Here is a 12925-nt window from a genome sequence, read left to right as displayed (position 1 = left end):
CATCCTCCTACGGCAGCTGGATCGTCATACCAATAGGCAAGCTATTCAACTGAGCGTCGCTGATTCCATTTAATTTCTGGATTTCGGGATAGCGGGAACCGTCTCCCAGACATTTTTGTGCAACCTTCCATAAGCCGTCTCCGGCAACCAAAGTATAGGTTTTGGGAGCTTCCCTTTCATCCGGACGCTGCGGCTGCTGAGCTTCCAGAACCGCCTCTCCCTGATCTTCAACAATGGACGTTCTCAGAGCCGAATAAAATACATATTCCTTGAGAGTCAGCTTGAATTCCAAATCGCCGGGGGAGCCCGCCACTTCTCTCCAGGTGAAGTTTTCGATACTAGCCGCAATATTCAATTCCGCTATTTTGACTCCCTCGGAGTCGGGATACATATTTGCACCGGCATAAACCAGTCGGATAGGCCGCTTGGTGGCCATCCATTTTTGAATTTTTTCCACATACCATATCGGTTTCTCAGGCTCTTCAACGACAACATATGGGTATTTCACCATAGGAAAGAAGCTTTCCAGACTTACCTCTCTCAGTTCCGGAGCCTGAATGACATTGATTTCACCCTTGCCCAATATCGTATGAGTTTTGCCTTTTACGCCTTCTTTAATTTCAATGGAAGCAGGATTGACCGGAAGCCGAAACCCGTCTTCTTGGTTATTGTAGCTAAGCCAGACTCCTTCAGTAATCTCTATAGTCATTACCCGTAAACCCCCTCTGCCGCCGACACGAATTCTTCCTCCAGCTTCTGCTCGATACGTCGGATAATCGTCTCGGCATCATAACCGTTGTTGATATCGCCGGTTTGCATATGCACGGTAGGAGTCAGAGTGACAAAGTTCTGAATGCTTTCTATTTCCGCTAGCTCCCGCATGATCTCCAGATCTTCGCTGGCCACTTCGACCGTATTATTGATTTTGCCAACCTCGCCCACTTTCCCGATGGAGTCCATACTTGGAGCCTGCCCCATGAAAGGACTGTCCGTTATACCGGAATTCCAACCACCTAGCAAATCTTCTGAATGGTTGTTATTACCTGTAGAAGGTTCTTCGAGGCCGAACTTGGCTTTAATATCATCCAGGGTAAAGTCTTCAATAAACTCTTGGCCCGCTTTTTTGAATTCCGAGAAATCTGCCTTAAATTCAATTTCAGGGATGAGATCCTCTTCTATTCCAACCAATCGGCCAAAAAAACCGGCTATAGAGTTTATTCCGCTGATTAATCCATTTACAAGGCCGATAATGAAATTAACAGCCCCTTCCGCCACATCCACAATAAAGCCAAACGCCTGGCTGAAAACTTTACGCAGACCGCCGGTTACCGATTGAAAAGCCAATATGGCGGAGATGATTCCAATTATAATCGAGACAAAAAAGATAATCGGATGTTTCCCCATGATTTTGCCTAATGTGCTTAAAGCTGTCCCCAACACTCTTAAGGCGGTAGCAGCGAATCCTGATACCATCCCTACCACTCTTGTTACTAGAGAATAAGTTTGCCAAGCGACCGTGATACCTATTATTAGAGGGGAAAGTGCAATCAATATAATCGCTAATGAACGTATGGCAGTAGCAACCCCTGCAATAACTTGCTTTATAACCTCCCATGCAGGCGGAATATTAAGCACAAGCCATTCAAATCCAAAGGCTAAAAACTCAAGTCCCGAAGCAAGGGCATTAATAAAGGGGTCGAACTGTCCACTTTCAAAAGCGGCGTTTAAAGTATCCATAAGAGGGGCCAAAGCTTCCAATGCTTTAGTTCCAATAGTCGCCAGCATGGTATTAAAGTTGCCCAGTAAGGTCTGCCACTTGTTCACCGGGCTGTCCATCATCGTTTCGAAGGCCTCTTGCCCCATTCCTTGGCTCTCCAATAATTGGTTAAAAGCTGATATAAACCCGTCAAAATCTCCTTTACTTGCGAATTCCCCTAGTTTAAAGGATTCAAGAGCCTGAAGCGGCAGATTTAGTTGGGCAGCCAAACTCCCCAAATCACCCGCTAATGCTTTGCGCACGGTTTCAAATGATCCTTCCATGCCTTTGCCAGACTTGTCAAATACCCGCAGTTTATTCGCTAACAAGTTTAGTTCGCTTATTTGATCAGTGTTTTTAGTCAGGGAGAAATTCTGCAACGTACCTGTTAAATATTCCTTGATATCTGCACCGGTTCTAAGAGCATCCTTCCGGAATTTTTCAAACATCGCGGTTCCAACTTCTTCATTGCCGGTTCTGGCAATGAATGCATCCTTAAGTTGTTCTTGCTCCATAGCGGCATTAAGAACGGCCCCTCCATGTTGTTTTGCCATACTAAATCCTTTGGGGATCCATTTTTTCGCGCCATCCATAAATTTGTTGGATGATTTCTTCTCGCCATTATTTGAAGAGTCCGGAGAGTTCTTATCGGAACTCGGCAAAAAACCGGCCTTCTTCGCTGAATTCTCAATCTTATCAGCTGCTTGTCGCAGCTTGCCCCCTAACTCGTCCAAAAATTTGGCTACTCTTTTAACTCCTTTATTGGAATCTTTGGCAGCTTCGCCTAATTGCTTTGCAGAGTTTGCGGCATAGCTAACACTACTTCGAAATTGCATCGTTACTGAAGTGCATGTATATACCATTCTCTGAAACTTGACCATGGATTGCGCCGTTGAGTCCGAGCTTTGTTTTATACTACGCATAGAAGTAAATTTGGTAATGGTTTGTGTCGCTATCATGAGATCGCTGGTCATTTTAGTAGCTACGACCGGCAGTTGATTCATTGCTTTGGCCGCAGAATCGGCGGCTTGACCTGTTCTATTAAACAACCTACCCATATTGCCGAATATCTGTAAAATACCGCTTATAGAAGCCATATTCCCACCTCCTTCTTTCATTTCTCTGTCGGGAGTATGCTTCGCTTTACTTCCTTCTCTTCTTGGAGGCCCGTTTCTCTTTCTCGACGCGAATGTCGATCATGGCGAAAATCGCAGCCTTCTCAGGCCGCGACATTCTCGCCAGTTCATGCGGTAAAATATGAAGTTCATGGAGGGCATAGTAAGCGTAGTTCGCTTCCCCATCTCCTCCCAATATTAGTTTTTTACTTCGTCCACCATTTCGTTCAGATCTTTGTCGAAGCCGTTGATTTCCTGCACTTTCTGCACAAGAGTTGCATATTCTCCGGGGAGGAGCATCTTCCGCAGCAGCGACTCGGCTCCGAGAACGCCGTACGATTTCTGCAGCTTGTCATCGTTCAGGTTAGGATAGACGACGCTGGCCACAGCGAGCTTGGCCACATATTCGTCGGAGTTGATCTCCGGAGTGTATGCGCCGTTCTTGCCCTTGACCCGTTTGGTCGCGGCCTTGCGGCACTGCTCGTTCTCCTCTTCCGTCATGCTCTTCAGCTTCCAGGCAATCGCTTTGCCATTCGCATCCCGAAACCGGGTCGAGACGACGACCTCCTCCGTCAAATCAGCAAGCGCATTCTGCGCATAGAACATACTTAAATCGCTCATGGTTCATCCTCCTTATTCTGCCGGTTTTCTGAAGCTGCCGATGATCTCTACATCTTCAAAGGTGAATTCAAGCTCTTCCTCGAGAGCCTCGGACTCTGTGTCCAAAGAAGCCATAACGACGCTGTTCAGGTTGACTCCCTTCAATCGGACGATCTGCGAACCAATGCTCGAAGCCGGGTCTTCATTAATAACCTCGATTTCGAAGTAAGTATCGATGCCGGTTTTCATGTAGTCATACATCAATTCCCTAAACCGGGTTGTGACATAATAAATGGTCATGCTTCCCGATCCGTTCCAGCCAATGGCCTTATGCTGAGTTCCCCGACGGCCAAGCGTTTTGACCTCCGCCTTCTCCTTCTCTACCGTTGCTTCCAGCGTTTTAATATAAAACATCTCAATGTTATCGCCATTAATTTTGGCATAAGCCCGACCTTCCTGACCGGAAATCGTATCTCTCGCTCTTAGAAATGCCAATTTACTTCACCTTCACTTTCATATAGATTTTTTCGATGGCATCTACCGGCTGAACCTGAGTTTCCACATAGATACTATCGAGGTCGTGTCCTTCGGAGACGGTAATATCCGTTTGCGAATTGAAATTTTGAATGGCGTTCATGTTCTGATAACGCTCCAGATCGTTGACGCATTCCGAGCGGAATAGACTTCTACCATCCGGATTGTTGTCTACCTTGCCGATATAGTACGTCTCGAATTTCCGTTTAAATTCGTTCGCCAAACCGTCCAGCACGCGGATAGCCCGGTTTTTGGAGAACAGCTTGCCCTTAGTCGGAGTATAGGAGCGGAAGGTATTAATGTCCTGCTCGATAACCGCACGGCCATAGTTGTGCACGAAGACGAACTCGCCGCCGCGCAGAGCGGCTTCGATTTCGCTGTTCGTATAGCGGATGTCCACATCCACCGCATCGTCATAGGCTTGATAGGTTAACGATTCGTTAACCTCGGTGGAGGCAGTTGCTGCCGCAACCCAAGCCGTTGCCTGAATCGCATCCAGCTTAGTTCCGTCGGACAGGATGACTCCATTCTTAACGCTGATAATTCCTTCATAATCCGCTTCCGGGTAGTTGGCCAACACGGCTTGAACCTTCTTCCCTTCGGACTCTCTTAACCGCTTGATAAAGGAAGTATATAGAGATTTCAATGTCGCATCTCCGGAAGGAAGCGCCATCGTCTCAAAATCATACACTTCAATGGCATTCAAATAATCCGTGTAGTCCTGATTGCTTGCCGTACCGTCTTCTCCTCCGGTTAAAGGAAGTCCGGCAGTTGCCTCCGGCACTCCTCCTCCTTCAAATTCAGCCCATGCGTTAGCTTGAAGCTCGGAGAGGTCGCCTACTGTTTGCACGTCCACTTCTTCACCGGCAACCAGCGTGCGAACATCAAATTTATCATTCTGATCAATGTTCGGCTGGACCGTAATCATGATGTCGTTTCCGCGAATTCCGCCGTGCTTCGCTGTCACCCTAAGATCGGTCAGGGTAGCCGATGCTTTAACCCCAGCGTTCACCCGAAACACAAGCAAGGTCCGGGCTCTCTTGAGCGCTTCCCGCACAAGCAGCATTTGGGGCGCTGCAAGGTCATATCCCAATACATCCTTCAGAGAATCACCGGCATGAATGGTCATGACCGTCTTGGCGGGCCCCCAGCTCAATGGAAGCGGCATGGTCACCGTTCCTCGATCCCCCATGGCGCCAAGCGGCTTCGCTTCTCCTGCAAAATTAATATAAACGCCCGGGCGCACTTTATTTTGTGTCGTCCATGTTCCTCCGGCCATTTATTTCGCCTCCCTTTTCATAAACTGTTCTACTTTTTTGGCAACCTGCTCCGGCGTATAGGTTTCGTTGTCCGTCAGCAGGGCGTCCAACACATTTTTTTGCACAGGGGAATACCGGTTGGATTGCAGATACTGCTCCTTGGTATATTCCGCGGGCTGTGCTTTTTTGGGCTTAGCCATGTTTTAAATCCCCTTCCTGGTACATAGTCTTCATCTTTGGCGAGGATGGCCTGGCCCGAATCAACTGCATAGGATACTCGACAATAAATTGAAGGATCCCGTTCTTGATTTCGTGGCTCCAGTGCCTTCCCCGGCATAAATCCCCGGCAATTTCAATTGTCTCCAGATGATCGTATAGAGCTTCGGCCACTTCATGCAGTCCTGCGATGGAGCCGGACCAATATTCAATCGTAAAAGAATGAGTCCGCAAATAACGGTGCTCCGCCTTTTTGACTTGGCGCACGGATGACAGCTTTACGATAAAACACGGCCGTTCCGGTTCTCCGATTACTTCCTCCTCCAGCCAGACGGCGGCATCCGGAAAACGGCGGCGAATGGCCGAAGCGACTGCGTTCCTCACATCATCGAGTGTGACTGACATAATCTATCACCCGCTTGCGGAGATTTGCTGCCCGACCCCTTGAGCCCGATTAAATGCTGCAGGTTAAACGATGGCAACGGTCCCTCCCTCCTTCCTTGCTGGCCCGGATTGCTGCCGCGGCTGTTCCGCATGGCAGCAGCCCCTTGCTGTGATATCTATAGTCAAGAAGAGATTCCTTTCTTCAGGAACTCCCTTCACCTATAGGTGGCAATCGTATGACATCGCAATGGCTTGGGATATTTTTTTCTGCGCCCTTAAGATGTACTGCCCCACACTGCCTTTCGTTATTTGCAGCATGGCTGCAATCTGGCTGTAGGAGAAGCACTCTCCGTAAGCCAACACATAGCAATCCCTCTCCCTGATGCTGAGTCGGGATAGGACGAATTCCAGCCTGGCTCTCTGTCTATTCGTCAGTAGGGCAGGTTGGGGATGGATCCTCTTATCCGCATAAACCTGGATGGAAGCAGGATCGGTAAGCTTCTCTCCCTGATAAGAAGCCCTTCTTTCGATCCCGCGGCGGTTTCCCGGAGGTCTTCCCGTATCCAGCCATTCCAGGGCAAACCTGCAATCCGACAACATGCCGGAAAGAAGCTTCTTCTCCCCTAGATCCGATGCCGATTGATGAGCCTTCTCAATGACACGGCAGGTGCGGCGGTAAGAATCCCGCAGTTCCTTATGGCTTAACCAGCTTTGCTTATTAATCAACTCTCCCCTTTCCATTCCCTCGCGCCTCCTTTAGCGTTTTTGCCATTTTGGCAAATTCAATTCAAAATTTTTTTACCAAAATGGCTACAAGGAGAGAGAAGACATTCAAATGTTGCCATATTGGTAACTTATTACAGATCATATCATTACCGTTTTGGTAATGTCAATCATTTTATTTCCGTTTTGGCAAAACTATTTATTACCGTAATGGTAAATGGTAATATTTGAGTACTAACTGATTTCAAAGTGGGGACATTCCAATGAGCGTATTGGGTAATCGAATCAAATCTCTTCGAGACAAGGCAGGACTCTCACAAAAAAGACTGGCCGAATCCTTGGGCATCTCCAATGTTCAGTTATCCAGATATGAAACGGGAGACCGGAAGCCGGACCCGGACACTATAAAGCAAATAGCCGATTTCTTCGATGTCTCTGTCGACTATCTGCTTGGTCGGGATACGCCAACCCAGGATATACCCGATATTGATGATCCGGAGCTGACGATTCTGTTTAGGGATTTAAAGAACGCTTCCCCGGAAATACGCGAGGAGACTCGCAAATTTCTTGAATTTCTAATGGAGAAGGAGAAAGACCGCAAGCCGGGGGACCGGCAGGGAAAATAACCTGACCAGCGGGAAGCTATGAGGGAATCCATGGCTAAACCGGACAAGCCAGTTACGAGAGGCTATGTTACCCGGTCGCTGTTTTGATTCAAGTAGAGGTGCAGGCTCGTTCGAGCTGCCTGAAACGAAGAATTAGAGGCATGGCAAAATAACAATTACTAAAGGAAAGTTCTGTGCCCAGTAAGGGCTTTCTTTTTCGAAATAAAAGGAACATACGTTCTGTATTAAACTGATGACAAGAGGTGATAACGGTGTTATCTCTTTACAAATGCACTCCTTTCGAACAATGGGTCGAACAAATTTGCCGCAAATATCGAATTACCACTCCGGAGCATCTCACCATAGAATATGTGTCATCAAGAATGAATATCTGGGTATATTATCAGCCTTTTCGGAGCAGTCATATTGACCGTGGTCTAGGTATGTACAGCGTAAATGTGGATGCCCGCCTATCTCCTGAGGAGCAGTGGGAGGATTTCCTTCATGAGCTTTGCCATGTCCTGAGGCATTCCGGAAATCAATTCTGCATGCCGGAATCCTTTCTCCAGTGGCAGGAACAGGATGCGAACAGCTTCGTGCCCTATGCGGCCATTCCGTTCTTCATGCTAAACCGGATGGAACTGCCTCCTCATCAGAATGATTTGATAGACTTGATTACACATACGTTCAGAGTCACCAGAGAGCTTGCGCGAAGAAGAGTGGAGCAAATTCAACGTAGAATCCTGCAAACTATACTGCACGAAGAATGGCTTAAACAAGTAGCTTTGGATGAGCGCAAGCTGATTTAGCATGAGTTATTCAGGAGTTATTCACAGGTTGGAATGATTTGGATGTAGTTATTTTCAGGGCGGCAGTCAAACGGGTTTATGCTGAAATATTCTGACTTTTCGACGTTTTTCATAGTTTGTTTGCTCTTCAGATTAAGGAATTATACAATAGAAAACGGAAGTCATCAGAACTTATCCACAATCTTATCCACAACATGTTAACAAAGGAATGGATGTTCGATGAATTATCCACATTTCAGAAGTTGGGAGGGACAAGCAGTGGACCATCCGGACCATGTCCGTTGGATGCGCGAAGCTATAACAGAGGCGGAGAAAGCATTGGCCAAAAGAGAAGTTCCCATCGGTGCCGTTATTGTTCATAATGGAGAAATTATTGGCCGGGGGCACAATTTGCGGGAAACCTCACTGGACCCGACTTCTCACGCCGAATTAATCGCGATCCGGCAAGCGAGCGAACATCTGCAGGCCTGGAGGCTGCTGGATTGCTCCCTGTATGTAACATTAGAGCCCTGTCCTATGTGTGCCGGGGCTATTGTCCAGTCAAGAATACCCCATGTCATATATGGAACGGCGGATCCTAAAGCGGGCTGTGCAGGGACATTAATGAATCTGCTGCAGGAGGAAAGGTTTAACCATCAGGTGGAGGTTACCAGCGGAATTCTCATGGAAGAATGTGCTTCTATGCTCACCGACTTCTTCCGCACCTTGCGAAAGAAAAGCCGTTAGACTTATGCTGATTCCGGCGCAACTGTCCGGGATCAGCGGAAATTTTGGAAGGCTGCTCCTCTTCCCATTCCCGGTTATTTATGATATAATGATTTTTGCTTAAGCGCCCGTAGCTCAGCAGGATAGAGCATCAGTTTCCTAAACTGCAGGTCGTACGTTCGAATCGTATCGGGCGCGCCAGTAAGTTAATAAGATATCGAGACGTGGCTCAGCTTGGTAGAGCGCTTGGTTCGGGACCAAGAGGTCGCAGGTTCAAATCCTGTCGTCTCGACCATTACATAAGCATCGGGGACCCAGAATTGGGGGTCCCTTTCTTGTTGTATTTTAGATGCATAACACGAGCTAAAAGGATGAATTTACCCATGATGCGATACGTAATTCTGGTATTTTTAGGTGCCTGCAGCTTTGGAGTGCTGTCCACCTTCGTCAAGCTGGCCTATCAATCGGGCTTTACCGTCAATCAGGTCGTTGGAAGCCAGACCTTACTGGGGATGCTTACACTGTGGATAATCTTTATCGTCGTTAAAATCAGAAAAAAGGGAGGCGCGGTATCACCGGCATCCTTTAAAGAAATACTAATGCTGATGGCCGTCGGAACAACGACCGGTTTGACGGGTGTATTTTATTATGCTGCTTTGCAATATGTACCGGCTTCCTTGGCAATTATTCTGTTGTTTCAATTTTCGTGGATGGGCCTGCTTATCGAGTCACTACTCAACCGGAGGTGGCCGGGCAAAGAAAAGCTGGTCGCTCTATTGATTCTTCTGGCCGGAACGGTACTTGCCAGCGGGATTCTGGAACAGGGACTGGGCTCCTTTACTTTAGCAGGCGTGGCCTTGGGTTTGGTTGCCGCCCTTATGTATACACTGTTCATTCTATTCAGCGGCCGAACCGCTCCTCATATCCATCCGGCCAAAAGAAGCGCCATCATGCTCACCGGTTCATTTATACTGATCAGCATCATTTTCCCGCCATCTTTTCTGGTCGACGGCTCCTTATGGAACGGACTCATTAAATTTGCGGTTGTTTTGGCCTTGCTCGGCGCCGTAATTCCCCCTTTTTTATTTGCGTTGGGGGTTCCTCATATCGGCGGATCACTGGCTACGATCCTGAGTGCTGCAGAGCTTCCGACCGCAGTTCTTGCTTCCAGCCTTGTCCTTCGGGAAGAGGTTTCGGTGACGAAATGGATCGGCGTACTGATCATATTGGCAGGCATCGCATTGCCGGAATGGATCGCCAGCCTAAGAAGGAAACGCCAGCTCAAGCTTCAGTAAAACGTCTTCGGACGTTTTTTTGTTTTTCCGAGAGAAAATAAAAAGAGCAGAGTCGCACTCTGCTCTAAATCATATTATTGGGTTAAATGGCGGAGCTGACGGGATTCGAACCCGCGGTCTCCTGCGTGACAGGCAGGCATGTTAGGCCTCTACACCACAGCTCCTTGGCAACTACTATAAGAAAGGCACAAGCAATATAATAGCATGTCCTAGAATCAGATGCAAGTACTTTTTAGTAGCTGCCCTTGTTAGTCGGGAATATTCATCCGTGGTATCACGATTCCCTCATCGAAATCCTTCAAGCATCGTAATGAACCATTCCTTCAATCCATTCTTTCTCATCAGGGAACTGCCCGATGAATTTGTCATACAATGGAGGATGCTCCTCTCCCTGCCTCATTCTCGCCGCCAAATACCACCGGGTCAATTCACGGCTTGCCGGAAGCTCCCAATTCCCTTCGGTATAGGGTTCCATGACATCCGCGGCAGTCTTGTAATCATTCCGCAAATAATAAATTTGTCCGATAGACAGTGCCATCCCCGGACCCACCCCGAACGGCTCGTGCATCTGCCCTTCCGGAAGCTGCTCCAGCTCCTTCATTTTATCCAGCACCGTTTGGTAAAGCTGAATGGCATCATCCCAGTATTTTTGCTGCGCTGCAGGATCATTATTTTTTCTGGCCTGATCACCCAGCTGCAGGTTCAGATCAACCGCACGATCATACCAGTTTGGAAAATCCTCAAACAGGCTCAGGCCCCAAATACTGCTTTCCAGACGTGAATATGCAACGTCCAATGCTTCCGGGAGCTCATCCTTTCGGAGATGTAAAATGAACTGCTGTTCAACAAGCAAACGATTGTAAGGCTCCTTCTTACTTAACTGCTGCAGGTGCTTCGCCACTTCCTCCAGAATCTTCGAATCCCCTGTTTGGTTATACATCTTATTTAATTCATTGACCTTGGCCAACACATATTCAGGATGATTCGGCCTCGCCTTTAAGGCTTTTTCTAAAGCTTGGTTCGCATGGGCATTGTTCCCCTTCATGCTTTGATCCAAGTAAGTATAGAAGGTTCTATTCGCCTGATAGTCGTAAAAGGATATGATCAGTACTATAAGGGCCGCGGCCGAAATCATACCCGGAACAAGCCGTCCCCAGGTTTTATCCGTAAGCCAACCCCACAGCTTGCTTCCTTCCAGGCGTAATTCAGTAGTTACAGCGGATGCCATCCCACCCAAACACAGGAACACGAGTGCGGCGATATAGCCATAGCTCATTTCAAAATCAAGCGCGCTATGAAGCAAGATGGACATGGCCACAAGATAATAAAGAATTGATTGATCGGGATCTGTTGTTTTGCTTAAGAACACATTTTTGATATAAAAAATAAACACCAGCAGGAGTAACCCTCCCAGGAAAATAAGCCCGACCAAGCCGGTTTCAACAAGGTATTCAAAGAAATAGCTATGAACCTGCCTCGGAAGATAAGGAGCACCCTGGTAAGCGGTGAACAGCGCCTCCCAGACCCCGCCGCCTCCGCCGAGAACCGGCCGGTCGGCGAATATTTTCAATGAGTCGGCGAACATCATTAATCTTTCGAGTACACTGTGCTGTTGGAGGTTAATGCTTGCGATCCTCTGGTGCAGCGCTTGCGGGAGCAGATTCCCGACCATTGAACCCTGAGTGATAAGCAGAAGTCCGATTCCCCCTAAGGCTATGAGGCCAACGGGAACAATCCAATTAGACCATTTCCAGCCGGCAAACCGCGCAAGCTTTCTTTCCATCAACGGCGCCAGGTATAGCTGGAGGATGACAATAAGGGCTGCCGCCCCAATCGATACCGGTACGAGCGTCAGCCAGCCTTTCCAGGAAAGAGGATCCAATAGGCTGACCGTATCGGCGGCACCATTCTGTTCATAAGAGGCTTTCATTCGTTTGAGCATTTCGAGTGATATGCTCTTGATCCGGTCCGTAATCAGGAAGGAGGCTGTGAAGCCGATCCCCAAATATATAAAAAAACAGATTTGCCGGACAACGGAGAGGAAAGGCAGCAGCGCCAGCAATATAAGCGGAAGCACCACAATTCCCCCGCGGGATAGAGTTAGCGAGAACGAGAGAGCCAATGGAACCAGCATTAATGCATTCAGTGCAACGATCACCCGGCTGCGGGAGGACATGATAAAATGCAAGCAGCCCAAAAGCAGGGCAATCAGCACAGCCGCATAAGCATTGGCATACTGAAAGACAGCCGTCAGCCTCAAGCCTTGGTCTTCCATGACAGCATCACGAAAATAAGCGTTTCCGAACATGTTTAGAATGCAATAAATGACCACCATATAACCGGAAGTCATAATTCCGAATTGGAGCATCCGGTTCCCCGATTGGCTTCGAGCGAAATAAGCCGCCAGCCCGAATAACATCGCATACATGGCATGAAGCAAAATCTGCTTTCCATTGCTGTAGGGAGATACGGCCACGAATCCGGATAAGAGGTAGGATAAAGGCAAACCCCAAGCTAATAACATTAACGCATCTCTCACGGAGCTGATTTTCCAACGAAAGATCCAATAAAGCGAAATGAGAAAGAAGAATAAGGCTGTCCAAGCTGCCGACCCATAAACATTGACTTCGTATTGAATCAGATAGCCGTTATATAAGCCGGTGCGGAACGGGGCGATGAACAAGAACAATAGAATAAATCCCAGGCCAGTCCAATATATGATTTCATTGGGCTCCGATATTCCCAGGTTTACCGGGAGGCGCTCGGGTTGTTTGGTTAATTTAGTCTTCATCTCTGCTCCTTTATCTTTATGGGCCTGTTTCATCTGGCCCTTCCATGCTGTAATGAATATTACAACCATATAGACTTATTACTTTGGAAAAAGTTTCTATATTTTAAAAAATTAAATGAATAAATTCATTTTG

General features: G+C 47.6%; 14 protein-coding genes and 3 tRNA genes. 6 read left to right on the top strand and 11 right to left on the bottom strand.

The annotated features are described in order from the left end of the window. Window positions 1-7 precede the first annotated feature (7 nt). The 9 genes from ACTHRH_RS05625 to ACTHRH_RS05585 form a co-directional block, all read right to left on the bottom strand. Window positions 8-709, bottom strand: coding sequence for a LysM peptidoglycan-binding domain-containing protein (locus ACTHRH_RS05625; protein ID WP_440414502.1), 702 nt, complete (start codon window positions 707-709; stop codon window positions 8-10). Next, window positions 709-2853 carry a hypothetical protein gene (locus ACTHRH_RS05620; protein ID WP_440414500.1) on the bottom strand — a complete coding sequence of 715 codons (2145 nt, stop codon included), beginning with the start codon at window positions 2851-2853 and terminating at the stop codon, window positions 709-711. Before ACTHRH_RS05620 ends, ACTHRH_RS05625 begins: the two co-directional genes overlap by 1 nt. Before the next feature lie 46 nt (window positions 2854-2899). Continuing rightward, window positions 2900-3067, bottom strand: a complete 168-nt coding sequence (locus ACTHRH_RS05615) for a hypothetical protein (RefSeq protein ID WP_186328423.1) — start codon at window positions 3065-3067, stop codon at window positions 2900-2902. A 2-nt stretch (window positions 3068-3069) separates the two neighbouring features. Next, window positions 3070-3492 carry a phage tail assembly chaperone gene (locus tag ACTHRH_RS05610; protein WP_144939519.1) on the bottom strand — a complete coding sequence of 141 codons (423 nt, stop codon included), beginning with the start codon at window positions 3490-3492 and terminating at the stop codon, window positions 3070-3072. Window positions 3493-3504: 12 nt separating this feature from the next. After that, window positions 3505-3966, bottom strand: coding sequence for a phage tail tube protein (locus tag ACTHRH_RS05605; protein WP_144939517.1), 462 nt, complete (start codon window positions 3964-3966; stop codon window positions 3505-3507). 1 nt (window position 3967) lies between these two features. Continuing rightward, complete coding sequence (locus ACTHRH_RS05600) at window positions 3968-5284, bottom strand: phage tail sheath family protein (protein WP_440414497.1); 1317 nt, start codon at window positions 5282-5284, stop codon at window positions 3968-3970. Further along, window positions 5285-5464: a hypothetical protein gene (locus ACTHRH_RS05595; RefSeq protein ID WP_144939513.1), complete on the bottom strand. Its 180-nt coding sequence runs from the start codon at window positions 5462-5464 to the stop codon at window positions 5285-5287. It lies immediately after the preceding gene. Continuing rightward, complete coding sequence (locus tag ACTHRH_RS05590; protein ID WP_440414495.1) at window positions 5457-5885, bottom strand: phage tail terminator family protein; 429 nt, start codon at window positions 5883-5885, stop codon at window positions 5457-5459. Before ACTHRH_RS05590 ends, ACTHRH_RS05595 begins: the two co-directional genes overlap by 8 nt. A gap of 198 nt (window positions 5886-6083) precedes the next feature. Further along, the gene (locus tag ACTHRH_RS05585; RefSeq protein ID WP_440414493.1) at window positions 6084-6605 is read right to left on the bottom strand and encodes a sigma-70 family RNA polymerase sigma factor; all 522 of its coding nucleotides are present in this window, start codon (window positions 6603-6605) and stop codon (window positions 6084-6086) included. Window positions 6606-6850: 245 nt separating this feature from the next. On the opposite strand from ACTHRH_RS05585, the gene ACTHRH_RS05580 reads away from it, so the two are divergent. The 6 genes from ACTHRH_RS05580 (at window position 6851) to ACTHRH_RS05555 (ending at window position 10001) form a co-directional block, all read left to right on the top strand. Continuing rightward, window positions 6851-7213, top strand: a complete 363-nt coding sequence (locus tag ACTHRH_RS05580; RefSeq protein WP_144939507.1) for a helix-turn-helix domain-containing protein — start codon at window positions 6851-6853, stop codon at window positions 7211-7213. Between the two features lie 251 nt (window positions 7214-7464). Further along, complete coding sequence (locus ACTHRH_RS05575) at window positions 7465-8001, top strand: ImmA/IrrE family metallo-endopeptidase (RefSeq protein ID WP_144939505.1); 537 nt, start codon at window positions 7465-7467, stop codon at window positions 7999-8001. Window positions 8002-8259: 258 nt separating this feature from the next. Continuing rightward, complete coding sequence (gene tadA / locus ACTHRH_RS05570; protein ID WP_186328422.1) at window positions 8260-8727, top strand: tRNA adenosine(34) deaminase TadA; 468 nt, start codon at window positions 8260-8262, stop codon at window positions 8725-8727. A 103-nt stretch (window positions 8728-8830) separates the two neighbouring features. Then, window positions 8831-8907: transfer RNA gene (locus tag ACTHRH_RS05565), tRNA-Arg, on the top strand. Between the two features lie 17 nt (window positions 8908-8924). Beyond that, window positions 8925-9001, top strand: a tRNA-Pro gene (locus tag ACTHRH_RS05560). An 88-nt stretch (window positions 9002-9089) separates the two neighbouring features. Continuing rightward, on the top strand, window positions 9090-10001 hold the full coding sequence (locus tag ACTHRH_RS05555) for an EamA family transporter (protein ID WP_440414490.1): 912 nt from the start codon (window positions 9090-9092) through the stop codon (window positions 9999-10001). Between the two features lie 87 nt (window positions 10002-10088). On the opposite strand, the gene ACTHRH_RS05550 is transcribed toward ACTHRH_RS05555, so the two are convergent. Together ACTHRH_RS05550 and ACTHRH_RS05545 are read right to left on the bottom strand one after the other, a co-directional pair. After that, a tRNA-Asp gene (locus ACTHRH_RS05550) sits at window positions 10089-10165 on the bottom strand. A gap of 134 nt (window positions 10166-10299) precedes the next feature. Then, window positions 10300-12792 (bottom strand): O-antigen ligase family protein, encoded by a 2493-nt coding sequence (locus ACTHRH_RS05545; RefSeq protein ID WP_379290316.1) that lies wholly within the window; start codon window positions 12790-12792, stop codon window positions 10300-10302. Between the last annotated feature and the right edge of the window lie 133 nt (window positions 12793-12925).

This window comes from Paenibacillus sp. SAFN-117 (genome assembly GCF_051966115.1).
In the GTDB taxonomy this organism is placed as follows: domain Bacteria; phylum Bacillota; class Bacilli; order Paenibacillales; family NBRC-103111; genus Paenibacillus_L; species Paenibacillus_L residui.
Note: the sequence above shows the minus strand (reverse complement) of the source record. Positions and strands in the feature narration are given on the sequence as shown.

Bases quoted from the DNA above. Each gene is read 5' to 3' on its own strand.
- ACTHRH_RS05610 (WP_144939519.1), bottom strand. From the start codon at position 3,492: ATGAGCGATTTAAGTATGTTCTATGCGCAGAATGCGCTTGCTGATTTG.
- ACTHRH_RS05555 (WP_440414490.1), top strand. From the start codon at position 9,090: ATGATGCGATACGTAATTCTGGTATTTTTAGGTGCCTGCAGCTTTGGA.
- ACTHRH_RS05620 (WP_440414500.1), bottom strand. From the start codon at position 2,853: ATGGCTTCTATAAGCGGTATTTTACAGATATTCGGCAATATGGGTAGG.
- ACTHRH_RS05625 (WP_440414502.1), bottom strand. From the start codon at position 709: ATGACTATAGAGATTACTGAAGGAGTCTGGCTTAGCTACAATAACCAA.
- ACTHRH_RS05595 (WP_144939513.1), bottom strand. From the start codon at position 5,464: ATGGCTAAGCCCAAAAAAGCACAGCCCGCGGAATATACCAAGGAGCAG.
- ACTHRH_RS05585 (WP_440414493.1), bottom strand. From the start codon at position 6,605: ATGGAAAGGGGAGAGTTGATTAATAAGCAAAGCTGGTTAAGCCATAAG.
- ACTHRH_RS05545 (WP_379290316.1), bottom strand. From the start codon at position 12,792: ATGAAGACTAAATTAACCAAACAACCCGAGCGCCTCCCGGTAAACCTG.
- ACTHRH_RS05600 (WP_440414497.1), bottom strand. From the start codon at position 5,284: ATGGCCGGAGGAACATGGACGACACAAAATAAAGTGCGCCCGGGCGTT.
- ACTHRH_RS05580 (WP_144939507.1), top strand. From the start codon at position 6,851: ATGAGCGTATTGGGTAATCGAATCAAATCTCTTCGAGACAAGGCAGGA.
- ACTHRH_RS05590 (WP_440414495.1), bottom strand. From the start codon at position 5,885: ATGTCAGTCACACTCGATGATGTGAGGAACGCAGTCGCTTCGGCCATT.